This is a genomic window from Calothrix sp. FACHB-168 (assembly GCF_963889195.1).
Lineage (GTDB): Bacteria > Cyanobacteriota > Cyanobacteriia > Cyanobacteriales > Nostocaceae > Aulosira > Aulosira anomala_A.
In genome coordinates this window covers 167707-186728 of sequence record NZ_CAWPNJ010000085.1, presented here as the reverse complement: position 1 = coordinate 186728, position 19022 = coordinate 167707, and the positions used below count along the sequence as shown (strand labels likewise).

Here is a 19022-nt window from a genome sequence, read left to right as displayed (position 1 = left end):
AACTCCGATAAACGTGTTTAAATTGCCCTAATTTTCTCAATATATTGCGACAATCATAATTTGGTATGGTGATAAATTGTAAGTTCTCACCATCACACCATGAATCAGCTTGGTTCAGCTTTCACTGAAGGAATAATCGCTTTTGCAGCTACAAATATTGATGATATATTCATCCTATTGTTATTTTTTACCCAAGTAGATAGTGACTTTCGCCGTCGGCATATTATTATCGGTCAGTATCTTGGTTTTTTGGCGATTATTTTAGCTAGCTTACCAGGATTTTTTGGCGGTTTGATAATACAACGAGAATGGATTGGATTATTAGGAATATTACCAATCTTAATTGGTCTGAAGCAATTACTATTTAGAAAACAAGAAAATTCAGAAGTCCAAACAGTATCTGATAATTTTACGCAAGCTTCACCTAGCAATTTTATTCTTTCCTTTATTTGGACTATTCTCCATCCTCAAACTTATAAAGTTGCCGCAGTCACAATTGCTAATGGTGGTGACAATATTAGTATATATATTCCCTTATTTGCTGGTCAGAATTTAAACAGCTTGGGAGTGATTTTAATAATATTTTTTTTTATGGTGGGGGTTTGGTGTGCGATCGCTTATTATTTAAGCCTTCACCCTGCCATTGCTAGTATATTAAACCGCTACGGTCATCATCTTGTCCCTTTTGTCTTAATCGGCTTAGGTTTACTGATTATGTACGAAAGAGGTACATTTACCCTAATACCTTGGTTTAAATAACCTTACCAATGACCAATGACTAATGACAAATGACTATACCTGATAAACCAACTTCCAACTAACCATCATCAATATTGCATAAACAATAAACCTTAAGGGACGCTGAGGGGCAATTTTGCAGATTTTTGCACCTAATAATACACCAGGAATTGAACCGAGCCAGATAGGTAATACTAAACTCCAATTCACTGTTCCTAAGGTGAGATGTCCTAGAGAAGTAAATAATAATAAAATTGCTGCTTGGGAAATATCTGTACCTACCAATTTACGGGCATCTAGACGGAAAAACCCAATCATTACTAAGGCAAACATTGAGCCAGAAGAAACGCTAGTTAGTCCTACAAAAGAACCTAAAACTGCACCGATAACGACTGTGAGAAACCGCCCCCAATTGGTTGTTAAATCTAACTTTGGTAGTTCTGGTAAGCTAAATTTTGGGAAAAAAGTCAGCAGTAGTAATTGTACTAGCGCTAATACTGTAACTAAGAGAATCATCACTCCTAGCATCCGCAGCAGAATGCTATCTAAATGATGTTCGCCAGTTTGTCGGAGAAAATGCAAAATTCCGACACCACACAATGAACCGGGAACGCTTCCCAACGCCAACCACTTGACAACTTCTACATCTAGGGTTTTTTGCTCCCAGTGTTTGATACTACCAACAACCTTCATTAATGTTGCTGCTACCACATCAGAACTGACAGCAATGGAAGGTGGTACCTGAAAGACAAAAATCAACATGGGAGTGATTAAAGAGGCTCCACCAATTCCTGTTAACCCAACAACGATGCCAACAAAGAAACTGAACAGTGGTAGTAATAAAAAGTGCATACTCCTATCCAACAATAAGGTTTACAGGCAGGCGAAATTTAGCTTAGTGGTAGACTAAGCTCGATTATTTATGGTGTTCCTCAAAAGATACGTAACACAAAGGCGGATTCAGACTCAAGCTTGAATTGAGTTAATCCCCAGTCAATCAAAAACCATTTAGGCATTATCTGAGCATGGATGCTGTCATCGTTGTTCCGGATCGCTTTTCCTGCTAGGTTTAACTGCCGATTGATTTTTTGCTGTTTTACATATAAAACACGCAATGCCGACTGACTTACCGTATTTTAACCATAAAGTTGCTGTAAAGTCTAGGGTACTCGTGTTCTAAATTACTTAAATTTTGGATAATACATGCACTGAAAGGGGATTCGCTGTTTTGTACTGCTATAAAAATTACCCGCCTTGGCTGCTAGACTTTCTAGTTCTCCGCAATTGGGGATCGCGATCGCACTTCATTGAAAGCGGCGGGAAACTCCGATTGGTAGCTGGGGTATTGGGCATTGGGACTAACAAAATTCAACCCTTAATATAGATGTATTCGCCAAAATTCAGATTTATTTTGGAATAGAACCCATAAAAAATGATACAACCTGTGAAACAAGCGACTAATGAGCGTCGTTCGCTGCTGAGTTTTCTCAAAAACGTACTTATTGCCCATTGGCGTTCTTTATTAATCCTCTTAATAGGGGTGTATTTACCCTTTCAATTTTTTGAAATTCTGGCAGTTAAGGTATGGCAGAATCAAGCTGGCTTTCCTTGGGATATACCAATTTTATTATCTATTCACTCGCAAGCTAGACCACAATTAGATGTGGTGGCGGTAATTCTGACGAGGTTTGGCTCGGCTTGGACAGTTTTACCAATTATGAGTGCGATCGCGATTGTATTCTGGCGCAGAAAGTTATGGCGATCGCTCGCTTATTTACTCACCACAGGTATAGGAAGTATTATTATCAACCGCACAGCCAAAGCACTGATGCATCGAGTACGTCCCCAATTGTGGCTATCAAGTGCGCCTGAGTTTGATTATGCATTTCCTAGCGGACATGCAATGACAAGTATGACATTGGTAATGATTTTGCTAATTTTAACGATTAATCATCCTCGTCGGTGGTTGATGCTGCTGTTTGGTAGTTTCTATGTCTTGACTATTGCTTGGACAAGGCTATATTTAGGGGTTCACTTCCCTAGTGATATTTTGGCAGGTTGGATGGTGGCGATCGCTTGGGCGATTGGCGTCAGTCTGATTATCAAACCCTATGGGAATCGCCCTCACCCCACAATTACCGAGTCAACTGTGGGTGAAACTAACTTATTACCAAAAGAAAAACAGACTTTAGCAAAAGATCAGTAGCTGGTGAGGGTTGTCATTTGTCATTGGTAAGGGTTTTGAGGCTGTTTAACATTAGACCTCTTGCAAAAGTCCTAATGTTCGCATTCTTCTCTGCGGCTTTGCGGCTCTGCGTGAGCTTTTCAAACTCTAGTCAACACAGCGACAATATTTATGCAAGAAGTCTATTATCGTACATAAAAGGGTTTAAGACCCCTACGTCTATACGTAGTGTCATTTTTAGACGAGGTTTAAATCCCCGTCTGAAAATGGCTTGAATTTTGAATTTTGAATTTTGAATTTTGAATTGTTAAAGCTTTTGCAATGCATCAAGGGTAATTTCTTTGATTTGATGTGGCTGATGAATTGGTAAGGTACGATTCTTTAAAAAGTTGCCGCAACGATTAGCTAATACAGCTTGAATTTCGGCGATGATGGATAAGGCGATCGCTTCTGGTGTATCTGCGCCAATGTCAAGACCAATTGGACTATGTAATTTGTCTAATTGTTCTGGGGTATATGCTTCTCCCTCGTCGCTCAATTCTGCTAGTAATTTTTCGCTGCGACGCTTCGGCCCTAAAATACCTAGATATTTTATTGGGGAGGGAAGTAATGTTTTGAGAATTGCTAAATCATCGAGGTAGTTATGAGTCATGACTACGGCGATAGTTTGCTGATTTACAGAGATTTGTTGTTGTAAAATCTCGCGACGGCTAAGAATGATTTCATCAGCTATAGCAAAACGTTCTTTAGTTGCTTCGTTGGCGCGACAATCAACTATAGTCACGCGCCAACCTAAATCTTTGGCAAATTGTAGCACGGGTAAAGCATCTTGACCGGCACCAAAAATTATTAGGTGTGTGGGTGGTTGAATAATTTCGATAAATACTTCAACAATACCTGATGATAATTGATATTTATTAATAGTTGATTTTTGATTTTTTAAGGCAATTTGGGCATCGTGAATTAAAGCAGATTCTAAAGCTGAGTCTGTGATGTTAGTAATTAGATTATTATTTGGTTTAATAATTAAGCGATCGCCTATTTTCACATTCATGGCACCATCGACAGCAAACACAGTAGCGATCGCACCTGGTTGCTGTTTGGCAAAACATTCCTGTATCAAGGCTAGGGGATTACACAAGTCATTTGGATCTAAGGTTTCAATCAGCACTTGCACCAATCCATTGCAACCCAGCCCAAACCCCCAAAGAATATCTTCATCAGCAGTTGAGTCATAGGTTACTACTATGGGTTTAGCATCAGGCATGGAAACACGAGTATGTTCAAATACATCATTTTCTAAACAACCAGCGCTGATTGTGCCAATTAGCCTATGCGATCGCGTCATCAACATCCGCGCCCCAGGGCGACGATAGGTAGAACCTTTGACATTAACTACAGTCGCCAAAAAGCAAGATTCAGCATCATCTCGCAGTTTGGCAAAGGCTTCTAAAATAGCGGTAAGTTCTTTCATAGGGTATGGGGCATTGGGCATGGGGCATGGGGCATGGGGCATTGGGCATTGGGCATTGGGCATTGGGCATTGGGCATTGTTTCTTTTTCCTTCTGCCTTCTGCCTTCTGCCTTCTGCCTTCTGCCTCCTGCTTCCTGCCTTCTGCCTTCTGTTTACAACAATTTATCGGGTGTTATGGGTAAATTACGGATGCGTTTACCTGTGGCGTGATAAACTGCGTTGGCGATCGCAGCTGAGACGCCGGTAATGCCAATTTCACCCACACCTCTAGCGCCGGCTGGGTTGAAGTTTAAATCTGGTTCGCCGACAAAGGTGACTTCAATGCGGGGGATGTCTGCATGGGCAGGAAAATGATATGTAGCTAAGTCATAAACTACGGGATAGCCAATATTGGGGTCAAAATGGCATTCTTCCATTAAGGCTTGACCAATACCCATAATGACACCACCACGCACTTGACTGGCTGCGGTTTTAGCATTCATAACTTGGCCGATGTTCATTACCGAAACCCATCGGGTAACTTGTAATCTGCCAATTTCTTCATCTATACTGACTTCACAGAAATGCGCGCCCCAGGATTGAAATGCCCATTTCTTACTCTCGCCACTAGGGGCGCTGGTGGCTGTAGCTTCAAAAGCCAACATACCAGAGTCTTGTAATTTTGTCAAGGCTTCTTGAGCAGTTTTTACACCAGCAGTTTTCAGGACTTCTGCACAAGCTGACATGACTGCGGGGGCTAGGGATGCTGTCATTTGGGAACCGCCAGCGATACCTGCATCGGGTAATAGGGAGTCCCCCATTTCTACGCGGATTTTTTCGACTGGTAAACCTAATGCGTCGGCGGCGGTGGCGGCGACAATGGTATAAGCGCCAGTACCCATATCATTACCGGCGGTGAGGATGTGAGCTGTACCATCGGGTAATAATCGCGCTTTAACGGTTGATCTCCCGCGCATACCGGGGAAGGTGGCTGCGGCTACTCCCCAACCTATTACTTTACCGTCACGGGTGAGCGATCGCACTTGTTTTGCTCTGTCTTTCCAGCCAAATTTTTCTGCACCGACGCGCAAACAATCGGCAAAATGCTTGGCGGAAAAGGGTAAGCCTTGGCGCTGGTGTTCTGTGGTTTCATTTTTTAACCGCAGTTCTACCGGATCGATGTTTAACGCCCAAGCTAACTCATCAATGGCTGATTCCATCGCCCACATTCCCGGATTTTCTCCCGGCGCGCGCATGAATGTGGGTGTACCGACATTCAATGTGGCGATTTCTTGCTGAATTCTCAGATTTGCTGCTGCATACATTGCTGGGGTAATCCCCGTGCAGAGTTCAGGAAACACATCTACGAGTGAGGTACAGGATTTGGCTTCATGGTCAATGACGGTGAGCTTACCATCTGCGGTTGCCCCTAGTTTAATTAATTGCTCAGTTTCCGAACGATGTCCAGTATTGGCTGTCATTTGCTGACGGGTGAGGACAACTTTTAACGGGCGCTTAATTTCTCGCGCTGCTGCGGCTGCTAAAATTCCATGAGGCCAAGGAAAAGCTTTAGAACCGAAACCGCCACCCAAAAAGGGCGTAACAATCCGCACTTTTTCTGTGGGTAAGCCACAAAGTTGGGCATAGGTGCGTTGGGAAGCGGCTACCCATTGGGATGGTTCGTAGATTGTCAAGGAGTTATCATCTGTCCAATGAGCAATAATGGCATGGGGTTCCATTGCTGCATGGAGTTCGGTAACTGTGGTGTAAGTTGCGGCAATTTTTACTGTAGCGGCATTAGTGCCGGCGGCGATATCGCCTTTGGTAAATTTGAGTTCTTCACCAAAAAATGACGGTGCTTCTTTGTAGCTGGCTTGTTTGCCATCAATTGCAGGTTTTTCAGTTATATATTTTACTTTCACCAAATGGGCTGCATGACGCGCCCGCTCAAAGGTATCGGCAACAACTAAACCGATAATTTGCCCGCCGTAGTATATTTTATTATCTGATAAAGGTAATCTAGCCTCGTAAATTTTCGAGGTCATAAAATCGTTAGCAGGTTTAAAGATTTTCGGGGAATTTTGGTGAGTAAATACTGCAATTACCCCTGGTGCTGTTTTGGCGGCGCTGGTGTCGATACTGTCAATTTGTCCGTTAGCGATCGCAGCTGTGACAAGATAACCATGCACCACATTGGCAATTTGATGTTCGGCGGCGTAGGTTGCAGTTCCCGTTACTTTGGCGAAGCCATCTTTGCGGTTTACGCCTGTACCAATTACTTTATTCATACGACTCCGCCTCCTTTGGCAGAAATTGTCAGTGCGCGGCGAATTGCTCGTTTTGCTAGTTCGACTTTGTAGCCGTTGTAGGTTAAGGGTTTGGCTGATTGCAGGGCGATTTGGGCGGCTTGTTGAAAGGTTGCAGTTTCCGCAGTTTTACCGATTAAAAATTCTTCTGCTTCTAGGGAACGCCAAGGTTTATGAGCTACACCACCAATGGCGAAGCGGACATTTTTAATTTTATCTCCAGTTAAATCAATGGCGGCGGCGACGGAAATTAAGGCGAAGGCGTAGGAAGTGCGATCGCGTAATTTTAAATAAACTCCCGATTTAGCAAAGGCTAGAGGTGGCAAAATTACCGATGTAATTAACTCCCCTGGCTCTAAATTTGTATCTCGTTCTGGTGTAGTTCCGGGGAGACGATGAAAATCTGTAAATGGTATTTGGCGCTTTCCTTGGGTTCCTTCCACCTCAACCACTGCATCCAACGCCGCCAACGCCACGTTCATATCGGAAGGATTGACAGCAACGCAATGTTCGCTAGCTCCCAAAATCGCGTGCATACGATTAATTCCCGGAATCGCCGGACAACCTTGCCCCGGTTCCCGTTTATTGCAAGGGAAAGCAGTATCGTAATAATAAGGACAACGTGTGCGTTGCAGTAAATTACCTCCTACAGTCGCCATATTGCGAATTTGCTGGGATGCGCCGGATAGAATCGCCCTTGCCAAGATAGGGTAATCACGGCGAATATCTGTATTATCTGCAACTTCTGTATTGCTAACTAATGCCCCTAACCGCAAACCTCCATTCCCTAACTTATCAATGCGCTTCATCTCCAAGCGCGAAATATCAATAATTTGCGATGGTTGATCTAAAAATCCCTTGAGTCTATCTACTAAATTTGTTCCCCCTGCAATATACAGAGAATTGCGATCGCTACTTGCTTTTTGTACGGCGTCTTTTTGTGAGCTAGCGCGAGCATAAGTAAAATTATTCATGCCTGTTCCCCTACTTCCCTAAACTATCACATCCGCAACTGCCGTAGGTGGCGTTTGTCCCGCCGCTTGTTGAACTGCGGCGACAATACCGTTGTAGGCGCTACAGCGACAGAGATTACCACTTAACCGTTCTTTAATTTCCCGATCTGAAAGTTCTGCTAATTGTGGGGGACGAGTTAAATCTGCGGTAACCACACTCGCACAACCTCGCTTTACTTCCTCAAGTAGCGCCACGGAAGCACAAATTTGTCCGGGGGTGCAATAACCGCATTGAAAGCCATCATTTTCAATAAATGCTGCTTGTACTGGATGGAGAGTATCGCCTGTTGCTAAACCTTCAATGGTGACAATTTCTTTACCTTCTTGCATCACTGCCAAAGCTAGGCAAGAATATACTCGTTGACCGTCTATTAAGACTGTACAAGCTCCACATTGTCCGCGATCGCATCCTTTCTTACTTCCCACTAACCCTAAATTTTCCCGCAATGCATCTAGTAGGGTGACACGCGGTTCAATATCTAAATTTCGCAACTCACCATTTACCTTTAATTTCACCTTCATCTCTCCTTGGGAATTTGGAATAGCTTTTTTAGCTACACTTACTTGATTAATCAAAGTCGGAGCGACTATCGCTGTACTCGCTGCGGTTAATGCTTGTCCAAAAAAACTGCGTCGGGAAGTTTTTCCTTGGCCTTTTTCATTGTCAGACATTATTTGACCTGAATAAATTTGTTTGGTTAGGTAAGTAAATCGTCAGGATTTGAATTATTAGCTAACAATTCTTCAAACTTGGCAAGCTTGATTAGGCGCAAAAGCATTATAACTATCGGCAACCAAAAAATTCTATCTTAAGGATGAAGTCAAATATCGTAGATAAGAGTATATTTATTACTTTTAATGTTGTTCATTTATTTTCTAGATAATTACCAAAAACAGAGATTTATATTTAATAATAAACGAATTCTTCCATTATTTTTTTGCCAATTTCATGTCAAAAGTTTATCAATGATAAATTTTTATACATATTAAATGATAAATATTAACTCAACATTAAGATATGTTAATTAAACAGTAGAGTACAGATTGAGAGAACTAGTTTCTCTAGGGCGAGGAATAACCAAAAAGCGATCGCCTCTTCTACCCCGTCAGGCGATCGCTAAATATTGCCATATGAGATTATCACTACAATCACAACTATTCTGACTTAGGATGCCATTGCCCGTCATCGCCTTTTTCATAATCCCGTTTTACGGCACTCCAGGCAACACGAAATGCAGATTCTTCTTCATTGTATTCTTTTAAAGCATTGTTAAAGGCAGCCTTAAAAATCTCTTGGGCGTGTTTGGGTAAATGTTCTTTAACAGAGTCTGGTAAATCTTCAATTTCTTGGTAAGGCATATATTTCATTAGGGTAGATTTGAAAAATCAGCCTAAAAATCTAGAAAGTAATTGTTTGCTGTTGAAACTGAGATTCACTATCCCAATAATCAGCCCTAGTGATGTTTATTTTCAGCAAAGCAATATCAGGTTCATCTAATCCTTGGGGAAACCAAGCTTGGAGTTCTGGTTTCCAAAAATGTTGCATTTGCTGACGATCTTTGAGTAATTCAGCAATACCTGAAATGGAAATATATCGCTGCGCGTCATCAGATTTGAAGCTAATATTGACTTGTTGACTATTTTTAATTTCAAATACCTTGTGCGTACTAGCGTTAGTAAAAAACCAAATTGTCCCATCAGCCTGAATATCGCTAGTCCTTTCCATCGGGCGACTGTGTAAACTACCATCTTCATCAATGGTGGTTAACATACCACAGTCAATATCTTCAATGAGTCTAGCCAACTGATAAATATTTGGATTTTGTTCAGTAGTAGTTGTCATGTACAGTACTTTGTTTTGTTTACAACTAATTAGCGCCGTTCAGAATTTCCTATTTCCATATCAACATTTTTCCTAGTTAATTACTTGCGCCTAAAGGTATAATTTTGCTATATTTAAATTGCGGTTGCTACCGGAAGAGAAAATTATTCAATTAGAAAATATACTTATTTTTCTCGGATGAGAGATTGTTTTTCAGCCAATTGGAAGATGAAATTATCCAAAAATAATGCCGCAATGGTAGTATCACATCTATACAGCAATTCTTTGAACCAAGCTTATGCAAGTTAAAGAAACACAATCAGAATATGTAGAAGCTACTTTACCGCCAAAGATAGCCACAGTTGAAATTGCCGCGCCAGGGCAGATTACAACATTAGCAAATACCGAGCAATCTGATAAGCAAGAATCAGAAATTAGCAGAAGAATTTCTGAATTGATAGCAAAAGCATCAGAAAATATAGGCAATTTTGTCAATGAATATCCACTACCAGTTTTGAGCTTTGCTGTGCTGGTTATAGGCGTTATTGTCTTGAGGATATTATTAGCAATTACAGAAGCATTAAATGGTATTCCATTAGTTGCTTCATTTTTTGAATTAGTTGGCTTTGGTTATGTAACTTGGCTAGTATCTCGCTATGCCATCAAAGCAATAAATCGGCAAAAATTAACATAATAAATTTAAAAAATTCTGCGGAAAATAACGGAGAAAGCTACTATTACAACAAGTCAAAAGGTTAATATATTAAGGCTTCTGACTGTTTTAAATGGTAGCTTTATTTACTTTGTATTGTGCTAGATAAATAGCTTTCAATATGAATAAATGTAAGGTTGGCAACTATCATATTACAATATCTAAAATATTTTCCAAATAAACTAGAATGACCATTTATAATATTTAGAGCTAAATTTAAATTGATATTTCATGGATGATTCAGTATTTATAATATTTCTGGCTTTTGGTTTTCTGTGGCTGCTGATGGGAGTTGGGGGGTGGATTGCTTTTCTTAAATCGGAGGGCGAGGAAATTAAAATTGGTAAATGGGGTTTGATAGTAGCTATCCCGATTTTAATTCCCATAATTATTGCCCTAATTATAGGGGCAGTTTATCGCTAATGAAGGTGATGAAATCTTACCCAAGTTGTCAATAACAATGTGATTAATTAAGAATTTTGCATGATTTACTGTGGTTGTTTTTGCGCGTAAAGTTGATCGCAGTAAATAGCCCAAGCAACGCCAAATAAACCACTTAAAGAACCTGCGATCGCAGCTACAACACCCCAGCCTAATGGCCCCATCCAGTTAGAAATCTCTTTGAGGATTGCTGTATTGACTTTACTGACTACATAAGCCGTACCAGCACCCGCAACAGTAACAAATCCTAACTCTGTCAAAATTTCCATCAGTTGTTTGCTAGATAAATCCTCTGCAAAATAAATTTTCCAAATGTTGGTATACATCAGGATATCAGAAGCAGTTAACAAAATTTGTTTAGGAATTTCTCCCCCAAAGGTGGGCGCAGCAGAAGCTGTAGCACTACCCACAGAATAAGTAGCAATGGTTAAAGCAGCATCTAATCTTTTTTGTCCGAGATTAGTCACAGTCTTATCTCCAATTATTATTTACTCTATTGTGACAATTTAATTTTGCGGCTTGTAATTTTTCCCAACTGCTAAAGCATGTTTCATAATGAAAATGAGGCTCTTACTGTCAGGACTGGTTCATCATGTATCAAACTGATCCACCGCGATCGCCAAAAGATTATCTACCAACGATGTACGATCTTCCTAGTGAAGATCCGGAGGAACCTGGTTTGCCCGATCAGTTTCATATATTTCAACCCCGCCTGTTAGAGGAAACCTTTCGTCCTCCCAATTACCCACAAGAGCAAATTTTAGTTGCTAGCGACCTCAATCTTTACTACGATCCGCGTCATACCCTATGGTACAAGCGTCCAGATTGGTATGCTGTCTTAGGTGTTCCCCGTCTTTATGAAGAACGGGATTTACGCTTAAGTTACGTTGTTTGGCAAGAGGGTGTTAATCCCTTTATTGTGGTTGAATTGCTATCCCCAGGTACAGAAAAAGAAGATTTAGGACAGACATTGCGAGATATCGACCAACCGCCCACAAAATGGGAAGTATACGAGCAAATTCTCCGCATTCCTTATTACGCCATATTTGACCGCTACACCTATGATTTTAAAGTTTTTAAGTTAAATGGCGGTCGTTATGCTGAGGTGGCGCTATCAGAATCGCGGACTTGGATACCAGAAATAGATTTAGGTTTGGGTGTATGGCAGGGAAGCTATCAAAATATTGAGCAGCAGTGGTTGCGTTGGTATGATAAGTCAGGTAACTGGATATTAACCCCAACAGAAAGATTAGCTGCACAATTACGCGCATTAGGTGTTGAACCTGATTTAGGTTAATTTCTCAGTCAAGAATTAGACACAACTTGGAGCGATTTATACTACCTCAGTATAAAATAAAATTAGAGAACGCGATCGCTTTTACCTCAGGAGGTGAGCGATGTCTAGCTTGAGGATTTCTGGCAATATTGTAGATGTTCTCCATAAAACTATCTTTCCGGGAACAATCTACATAGAAAAAGGACGTATTAACTCAATTATGCGTCAAAATGGGCAGAAATATCATCAATACATTCTCCCAGGTTTTATTGATGCCCATGTTCACATTGAAAGTTCGATGCTTGTACCATCGGAATTTGCTCGTCTGGCAACAGTACATGGTACAGTGGCGACAGTTTCCGATCCCCACGAAATAGCCAATGTTTTGGGTATTCCTGGCGTGCGCTTCATGGTAGCGAATGCAGCACAAACACCATTTACCATTGCTTTTGGCGCACCATCTTGCGTTCCCGCGACGCAGTTTGAAACCGCAGGTGCAGAAATTACCGCCGCAGAGATTCGCCAACTCTTGCAAGAGGATGGACTTTCTTACCTCAGCGAAATGATGAATTTCCCTGGCGTACTGCAAAGAGATCCACCGGTAATAGAAAAAATCCAAATTGCAGCAGAATTGGGATTTCCCATTGATGGACATGCACCGGGATTGTCTGGTGAGGCGGCGCAAAGGTATGCTGCTGCTAAGATTACCACAGACCATGAATGCTACACCTTAGAAGAAGCCTTAGATAAATTAGCTGTGGGCATCAAGATTTTGATTCGTGAAGGTTCCGCAGCAAAAAATTACCTGGCGCTACACAGTTTAATCGATTCCCATCCCTATCAATGCATGTTCTGTAGCGATGACAAGCATCCTCATGATTTGGTGCGGGGACATATTAATCAACTGGTGCGCAGGTCGTTAAAATTAGGTCATGATTTGATGGATGTGTTGCAAATCGCCTGTGTGAACCCGGTGTTACATTACAATCTCAATGTCGGATTACTGCAAGTAGGCGATGCAGCAGATTTCATTGTGGTAAATAATCTGCAAGAGTTTACCGTACAATCTACATATTGTAAAGGTGTACTGGTAGCGAAAGCAGGTAAAGCATTGTTACCTTCTGTGGCGGTGACACCAATTAACCGCTTTATGACGCAGCCAAAGCAAGTAGAAGATTTTTGCTTACCTGCAAAAGGTAAAACTGTGCGGGTAATTGAGGTGTTTGACGGAGAGTTAATTACCAAAGAACAACATTTACCTGCAAAGATTGCCAGCGATCGCGTGATTGCTGATTTAGAGCATGATATTTTGAAACTGGTAGTAGTCAATCGCTATCAAAATTTACCACCCGCGATCGCGCTTATCAAAAATTTTAGCTTGCAACGGGGAGCGATCGCTTCTAGTATTGCCCACGATTCCCATAATATTGTTGCAGTCGGTACCAGCGATGAAGAAATTTGCAATGCTGTTAATGCAGTGATTGCAGCCCAAGGAGGTATTGCAGTCGCAGAAAATAGTTATGTGGAAGTACTAGGCTTACCTGTAGCTGGGCTGATGAGTACCGCAAATGGCTATCAAGTTGCAAAGCATTATGCTGAACTAGATGCTTGGGTAAAACACCTTGGGTGTAAACTGTCAGCACCGTTTATGACCCTTGCATTTATGGCGCTGTTGGTAATTCCAGAGTTAAAATTGAGCGATAAAGGATTGTTTAATAGTCAAGATTTTCAATTAGTACCATTGTGGATTGACTAAGACTTATAACAAACCCAAATCCTGTAAACTGCGGCGTGTAATCTCAATCCTTAATGGTGCTGCTTCTGGTTTTTTCAAGTTAAGATTAGTAGCAAAAAAATAGACATTATTATTCTGTTCTAAATAACCAACAAACCAGCCAATTTCTGGTTTACTACTGGTTAACCAACCCGTCTTTCCTCGTAACGTGTATTTTGGAGTTTGTTCGCGTATCATAATATCTTTTACAAGTTCCATTGTCTGCTGAGAAAATGGTAAATTATCTTGATATAAGCGTTGCAAAAAATTAATTTGCTCTTTGGGTGTAATTTTTAATGGCCCTTGTAGCCAAAAGCGATCGATATCTGCGGCTGTACCAATTTGACGGTTACCATACGCCGCTTTATTAATGAATTCCTGCATCCGTTCATATCCCGCTTTACGCGCTAAAACTTGATAAAACCAAACAGTGGAATTTTTGAAAGCTTGACGCAAATTTGTATCCTGATTCCAAGTTTCTATATCTCGGTGAATTCCATCCCAAGTGAGAACAGCCACATCATTAGCAATCACTCCCGTTTCTAACGCCACCAGCGAATTAAAAATTTTGAATGTTGAAGCGGGAACCATTGCTGTAGCATTGCGTTGTGGATTATGTTCGTAGGTGCGATTATTTTTTGAGTCGTAAATTACAATTGAACCTTCCACCCCTAATTGTTGAAAATGTCTGCCTAAATTTGGTGTTGCTGCAACTATTTTATTATCGTTAGCAATGGTAGAAGAATTAGCAACACCAGAAATTACTGGCGAACTAATTGCGATCGCTAAAACAAGACTGCCAATAGCTGTGAAAATGAAAAATGGCACGCGCCATATAGAAAACAATATTTTTCTCCTTGTAAAATAATTGTGTTAGCCACTAACTGCACGTACAGCAGTAGCGATCGCATTTTCTATAGCAATATCCTTCTGCGGATAGATGATATTTTCCGAAACAGTACGCTGGGCAACTACAGCACATACAGCCGCAGCCGCAAATTGATATACTCCCGCCATTTTAAACAGAGTGCCACATTCCATTTCATAGTTCAAGATATTCAATTGGCGATATTCGGCGGTAATTCCCTGGAGCGATCGCATTAAATAAGGATTAGCTGAATCTGTGCGTTCCTGTCCTTCGTAAAAGGTATCCACCGAAGCCGTAATTCCTAAATGATGCTCAACACCTAACTCTTGCGCAGCTTTCACCAACGCCACTGTGAGAAACGGATCGGCTGCGGCTGGATATTCCACAGGCGCAATATCATTAGCTGCACCTTGGCGACATAACGCCGCACTACTAATGACAATACTACCCACCGACACATGGCTTTGAATTGACCCGCAAGTACCAATACGAATAATTTTCCGGATACCTAACTGTATCAACTCATTGACAACAATACTTAAAGAAGGCGCACCCATCCCACTAGTAGCAGATAAAATAGGGCGATCGTTAGCTAAATAGCCCATATAACTATTTAGTCCCCGATTCTCTGACAATAAGCGCACATCGCGGAAATGAGTTTGCGCAATCAAACGCGCCCGTTCCGGATCGCCAGATAATAAAGCAATTGTTGGTGGAGAATTACCCAAATCTTCTTGTCCAAAACCAAGATGATAGAAGTGTTTACCAGTCATAGATTGTCAAAATATTCGCTAGAAAATAAATTATGTCAAATTGTAGGGGCGGGGTAACCCCGCCCTTACGAGTTGCGGGTTTGATAAGTTAATGATTGGAATATTTTTTTATTTGGAAGTCCCTAATATTTTATAGTCAGGATTTCAGCCCTCAAATTAGGACTAAAAAGAAAATCATAAATATAAATCATTTTATGACTGAATCTCATTACTAACCTATTAATGCTACAAACAGTTATCGAAAGTTATATTTTTTTGTCAAAATCAAATTCTTTTGTTTATTAGTTCTAAGATGGAACTTTATAACCTCAGCGAAAATATCTTCTACTAGGCTCATAGGCTAGGCAAAACGACAGGAGTCGAATTACTCAATTCAAATCTAATGTTTCAAACAGGAGATAGACTGTCATGCCGCAACAAAATGCTGCTCAACTTTTTAAAGCTGTAAAACAAGATCAAGCATTAAAGCAAAGACTAAAAGCCACATCCAATCCCGAAGCCTTTATCCAAATTGCTAAAGAACGTGGCTATAATTTCACAGTTGCAGAATTAGAAGCAGAAATTGCCAAATTATCTGAAGAAGATTTAGCAGCTATTATCAATCCCGGATGGGGCCCCAGACAACACATTCATCCTAGATAATTCTGCATCTAGTACAGGTCGGCGGAAATGAGCATACCATTGTAGTGCGAGCATCTTGCTCGCTGACAAACGCGAGCAAGATGCTCGCACTACTCTAGATTATCAAAATGAATTTATAAAATGGTATGGTTATTTACGCCATGCAGCACTAGTACCGCTATGTGGAAGTCAAAAGTCAAAAGTCAAAAGTCAAAAGTCAAAAGGTTAATATATCAAGGCTTGTGACTATTTGAAATAGTAGCTTTATTTACGCCGTGCTGTACTAATTAGTTACAAGATTGATTACTTTTTGTCTAAACTCATCCAATAAAAAAAAGCCCACGCAGGTGGGCTTTGTCACAATAGCCCCAGGCTTCTAGCCTGCGGGCGTTATTTTTGGCTATGAGAGAGACTTTTTCTCATTGAAAAAATGCCCAATGCCCAATGCCCCATGCCCATCTCTTATTCCGAACTCCCATCTCTTCTACCGAGTTCGTAAATACCGGAACCGATGCAAGCAAGTATACCAGTACTGATACCCCAACTCGGGCCTAAACTAATTTCTAGACCCCAGTGGACTAAAGCACCGACTATCAAAAAAGGCACAATGCTAAACAAAGAAGCGTAGAAAGCGTTTTGGGATTCTCTAGCTTTGCGCGTTTTTTCAAATTCTGTTTTGCTAGTGTAGAGCGATCGCTCGGCAAAGTTAAACCAACGGTTAAGTTGCTCAATTACCCATTCACTCACCGAGGAAAAAGCTAAATATAACGCCAAAGACCACAAACTCGCTCCCGCGATCGCAATTGTATCCAATTCAAACTGGAAGGGCCAAATATCTGTCAGCATAGTTTGTCGGAGTCTTGTAAAGGCACAATTTTAGCTGTAAAGCTTTGATGAACGTCAAATTAGTCTTTTAAGTACATTAACTTAACAGCCTTTTGCCGGATTAGCAACTATCTTGAGCGTATATTATTTCAGTCACCACTGCTTTTTTGACTCATAATGTATGAATTAGCATCATTGTGCTATCCGTAAAAACCAGTAGAAACATTATATATTAAAAATTACTTAATCCGTAATTACTAGCTAAACACTATACTAATTAAAGACTATACTTGTGTACTGAAATGCAATAAAAATACTGATTAGCTCTAATTTGGCAATTTTTGATTTGAATCTCTAATCATACAGACTTGATAGTTAAAAAAGCATGATATTGTAGGCTAGATAACTTGACATAGAAATATGTACTAGCCATATATTGTCATGTCAACCATATTGAGATATCAAGAATTAAATAGCTTTCATCGCAGCTTTTAGAACCCAATTAAATTGAATTTTCACAGCAATTTATTAATAATTTTATTGGATTGAGGCAGAAAAAATGAATCAGCAGCGACAAAAAGTATTAGTATCGGGAGCTACTTTATTAATATTAGGATTGAGTATTGCCAGCTTCATTACTCTATTACCGAAACCAGAAAGCGCCAGAGCTAGAGAAGTTAAGTCAACCAAAGTTAATAAAAGTAATGCTTGGCTAGCCGCTTCTTTTCCTGTAGAGAATTTTCGTGCTTACACTTCTGCTTTTGGTTATCGCCGTTCAGCTACTGGTGGTGATAACTGGGAATTTCATGGCGGCTTAGATATCGCTGCACCCCAAGGTAGTTACATTCGCAATTGGTGGGCTGGTAAAGTCATTAAAGTAGGCGATCGCAATGCCTGTGGTACTCATATCGTCATCAAATCCGGAGCCTGGGAGCATACCTACTGTCACATGGAAGGACATGTTGAAAGCGTCTCTGGGCGGCGCTATTTAGTCGATCGCGCAGCCGGAATTCAAATCGCTGAAGGTCAACAAATACCTACTGGTATCAGAATTGGCAGAGTCGGCATGACCGGACGCACCACCGGGCCTCACCTACATTGGGGACTCAAGTATGACAGCAACTATGTAGATCCTGCAATAGTTTTGCGGGAAATGTTTTCTCAGCAACAAATCGCTAGAAAAACTGGATCGACAGTTGATGCTCAACAATCACAAGTCATCATTGAAGAATCACAATATACTCGCGATTCTGGTTATTAACTGAAATTTTAGATTTTGGATTTCATACCAATTCAAATAATCTTCAAATAATCTTGGCGACACATCAAAATATTCTAGAGGGCATGGCAGTGCCAGTGCCCCTACAATCTGTCGCATTCTTTTTTCCAATTGGTATTAAATTTTGGATACTGAATTTTTAATTGAAATCTAACCCAAAATCTCAAACTATTGCCAATGACGGCAGTTGCTACAACGGGGGGAACCCCCGCAACGCACTGCCTCCCCAATGCCCAATGCCCAATACTTAATTTCCTACTTGATAAAAGTTTATACCTTCCGGAAAACATACTTCTTGGACTGAAGGTTGCCTCAAGATGCTTTATATACTTGAGATATGGTCATAAAACGATCGCATTGGCAGTTAGGATTGTTACTCCTATTTATGGTGCTGGGAACACCCTCAATTCCAGCAACACAAGCACAAACAAATAACCCAGAAGAAACACTAATAGAGGCTGTTACCGTAGATCAAGTTGATGTGTTGAAACAGTACTTAGATAACGGCGGCGATCCCGATAGATATTTTGCGCTGGCGGTAAGTAATGGTTCAATGCAGAGTGTAGAACTAATGCTGCAAAGAGGAGCAAATGTGAATATTGCCGATCCAAATGGCATAACTCCGTTAATGGTTGCAGCTAGATATACTTATCGTGCGGGAATAGAAATGACAAAATTTTTACTGGAGAAAGGTGCTTTAGTGAATGCAAAAACTAAAAAAGATAGCACTGCACTCATGTTTGCTTGTTCGCCAGTAGCTCAACATTATGAAGATGATTATGTCAAAGTTGTGAAAATTCTACTTGCCAAGGGCGCACATATAAATGTTAAAAACAAGCTGGGTGCAACTCCGCTAAATATCGCCACTCAAGGTAATTGGCAGAAGATAGTTGCTGTTCTCAAGAAGGCTGGGGCAAAAGCATAAATAGTCATTTG

The 19022-nt window shown here is 40.7% G+C and carries 21 protein-coding genes; 10 read left to right on the top strand and 11 right to left on the bottom strand.

All coding sequences use genetic code 11. The features are described from left to right. The first annotated feature begins 99 nt into the window (after positions 1–99). Positions 100–759, top strand: coding sequence for a cadmium resistance transporter (locus AACW45_RS36155; RefSeq protein WP_190630573.1), 660 nt, complete (start codon positions 100–102; stop codon positions 757–759). 33 nt (positions 760–792) lie between these two features. Here AACW45_RS36155 and AACW45_RS36150 read toward each other — a convergent pair whose 3' ends face one another. Then, positions 793–1590 (bottom strand): sulfite exporter TauE/SafE family protein, encoded by a 798-nt coding sequence (locus AACW45_RS36150; protein ID WP_190630571.1) that lies wholly within the window; start codon positions 1588–1590, stop codon positions 793–795. Between the two features lie 580 nt (positions 1591–2170). Between AACW45_RS36150 and AACW45_RS36145 the strand changes: the two genes are divergently transcribed. Continuing rightward, positions 2171–2944: a phosphatase PAP2 family protein gene (locus AACW45_RS36145; RefSeq protein ID WP_190630569.1), complete on the top strand. Its 774-nt coding sequence runs from the start codon at positions 2171–2173 to the stop codon at positions 2942–2944. Positions 2945–3230: 286 nt separating this feature from the next. Here AACW45_RS36145 and AACW45_RS36140 read toward each other — a convergent pair whose 3' ends face one another. From AACW45_RS36140 to AACW45_RS36115, 6 genes are all read right to left on the bottom strand, one after another. Beyond that, positions 3231–4460 carry an XdhC family protein gene (locus AACW45_RS36140; protein WP_306414988.1) on the bottom strand — a complete coding sequence of 410 codons (1230 nt, stop codon included), beginning with the start codon at positions 4458–4460 and terminating at the stop codon, positions 3231–3233. Positions 4461–4549: 89 nt separating this feature from the next. Continuing rightward, on the bottom strand, positions 4550–6664 hold the full coding sequence (locus AACW45_RS36135) for a xanthine dehydrogenase family protein molybdopterin-binding subunit (RefSeq protein ID WP_190630566.1): 2115 nt from the start codon (positions 6662–6664) through the stop codon (positions 4550–4552). Next, on the bottom strand, positions 6661–7656 hold the full coding sequence (locus tag AACW45_RS36130; protein ID WP_190630565.1) for an FAD binding domain-containing protein: 996 nt from the start codon (positions 7654–7656) through the stop codon (positions 6661–6663). Before AACW45_RS36130 ends, AACW45_RS36135 begins: the two co-directional genes overlap by 4 nt. Before the next feature lie 18 nt (positions 7657–7674). Then, entirely contained in the window at positions 7675–8367 is a 693-nt protein-coding gene (locus tag AACW45_RS36125; protein WP_190630563.1) for a 2Fe-2S iron-sulfur cluster-binding protein, read from the bottom strand. A gap of 483 nt (positions 8368–8850) precedes the next feature. Then, positions 8851–9054, bottom strand: coding sequence for a ChaB family protein (locus AACW45_RS36120; RefSeq protein WP_190630561.1), 204 nt, complete (start codon positions 9052–9054; stop codon positions 8851–8853). A 40-nt stretch (positions 9055–9094) separates the two neighbouring features. Then, positions 9095–9538 carry a pyridoxamine 5'-phosphate oxidase family protein gene (locus tag AACW45_RS36115; RefSeq protein WP_190630559.1) on the bottom strand — a complete coding sequence of 148 codons (444 nt, stop codon included), beginning with the start codon at positions 9536–9538 and terminating at the stop codon, positions 9095–9097. Positions 9539–9815: 277 nt separating this feature from the next. On the opposite strand from AACW45_RS36115, the gene AACW45_RS36110 reads away from it, so the two are divergent. Both AACW45_RS36110 and AACW45_RS36105 read left to right on the top strand, forming a co-directional pair. Further along, the gene (locus AACW45_RS36110; RefSeq protein ID WP_190630557.1) at positions 9816–10211 is read left to right on the top strand and encodes a CAAD domain-containing protein; all 396 of its coding nucleotides are present in this window, start codon (positions 9816–9818) and stop codon (positions 10209–10211) included. A gap of 249 nt (positions 10212–10460) precedes the next feature. Continuing rightward, complete coding sequence (locus tag AACW45_RS36105; protein WP_096643164.1) at positions 10461–10652, top strand: hypothetical protein; 192 nt, start codon at positions 10461–10463, stop codon at positions 10650–10652. Between the two features lie 65 nt (positions 10653–10717). On the opposite strand, the gene AACW45_RS36100 is transcribed toward AACW45_RS36105, so the two are convergent. Next, positions 10718–11137: a hypothetical protein gene (locus AACW45_RS36100; RefSeq protein ID WP_190630554.1), complete on the bottom strand. Its 420-nt coding sequence runs from the start codon at positions 11135–11137 to the stop codon at positions 10718–10720. Between the two features lie 125 nt (positions 11138–11262). Between AACW45_RS36100 and AACW45_RS36095 the strand changes: the two genes are divergently transcribed. Further along, positions 11263–11967 (top strand): Uma2 family endonuclease, encoded by a 705-nt coding sequence (locus AACW45_RS36095; RefSeq protein WP_190630552.1) that lies wholly within the window; start codon positions 11263–11265, stop codon positions 11965–11967. Between the two features lie 100 nt (positions 11968–12067). Continuing rightward, a complete protein-coding gene (gene ade, locus AACW45_RS36090; RefSeq protein ID WP_190630550.1) occupies positions 12068–13702 on the top strand; it encodes an adenine deaminase in 1635 nt (544 codons plus the stop codon). Between the two features lie 3 nt (positions 13703–13705). On the opposite strand, the gene blaOXA is transcribed toward ade, so the two are convergent. Together blaOXA and AACW45_RS36080 are read right to left on the bottom strand one after the other, a co-directional pair. After that, entirely contained in the window at positions 13706–14566 is an 861-nt protein-coding gene (blaOXA, locus tag AACW45_RS36085) for a class D beta-lactamase (protein ID WP_199331020.1), read from the bottom strand. A 27-nt stretch (positions 14567–14593) separates the two neighbouring features. After that, the gene (locus tag AACW45_RS36080) at positions 14594–15361 is read right to left on the bottom strand and encodes a nucleoside phosphorylase (RefSeq protein WP_190630549.1); all 768 of its coding nucleotides are present in this window, start codon (positions 15359–15361) and stop codon (positions 14594–14596) included. 408 nt (positions 15362–15769) lie between these two features. On the opposite strand from AACW45_RS36080, the gene AACW45_RS36075 reads away from it, so the two are divergent. Together AACW45_RS36075 and AACW45_RS36070 are read left to right on the top strand one after the other, a co-directional pair. Beyond that, the gene (locus AACW45_RS36075; RefSeq protein WP_096643160.1) at positions 15770–16003 is read left to right on the top strand and encodes a Nif11-like leader peptide family natural product precursor; all 234 of its coding nucleotides are present in this window, start codon (positions 15770–15772) and stop codon (positions 16001–16003) included. Between the two features lie 55 nt (positions 16004–16058). Then, a complete protein-coding gene (locus tag AACW45_RS36070; protein ID WP_190630547.1) occupies positions 16059–16211 on the top strand; it encodes a hypothetical protein in 153 nt (50 codons plus the stop codon). Between the two features lie 233 nt (positions 16212–16444). On the opposite strand, the gene AACW45_RS36065 is transcribed toward AACW45_RS36070, so the two are convergent. Next, positions 16445–16828 carry a hypothetical protein gene (locus AACW45_RS36065; RefSeq protein ID WP_190539825.1) on the bottom strand — a complete coding sequence of 128 codons (384 nt, stop codon included), beginning with the start codon at positions 16826–16828 and terminating at the stop codon, positions 16445–16447. Between the two features lie 538 nt (positions 16829–17366). Between AACW45_RS36065 and AACW45_RS36060 the strand changes: the two genes are divergently transcribed. Then, on the top strand, positions 17367–18068 hold the full coding sequence (locus tag AACW45_RS36060) for a M23 family metallopeptidase (protein ID WP_190630545.1): 702 nt from the start codon (positions 17367–17369) through the stop codon (positions 18066–18068). A gap of 355 nt (positions 18069–18423) precedes the next feature. Further along, positions 18424–19011, top strand: coding sequence for an ankyrin repeat domain-containing protein (locus tag AACW45_RS36055; RefSeq protein WP_190630544.1), 588 nt, complete (start codon positions 18424–18426; stop codon positions 19009–19011). The last annotated feature ends 11 nt before the right edge of the window (positions 19012–19022 follow it).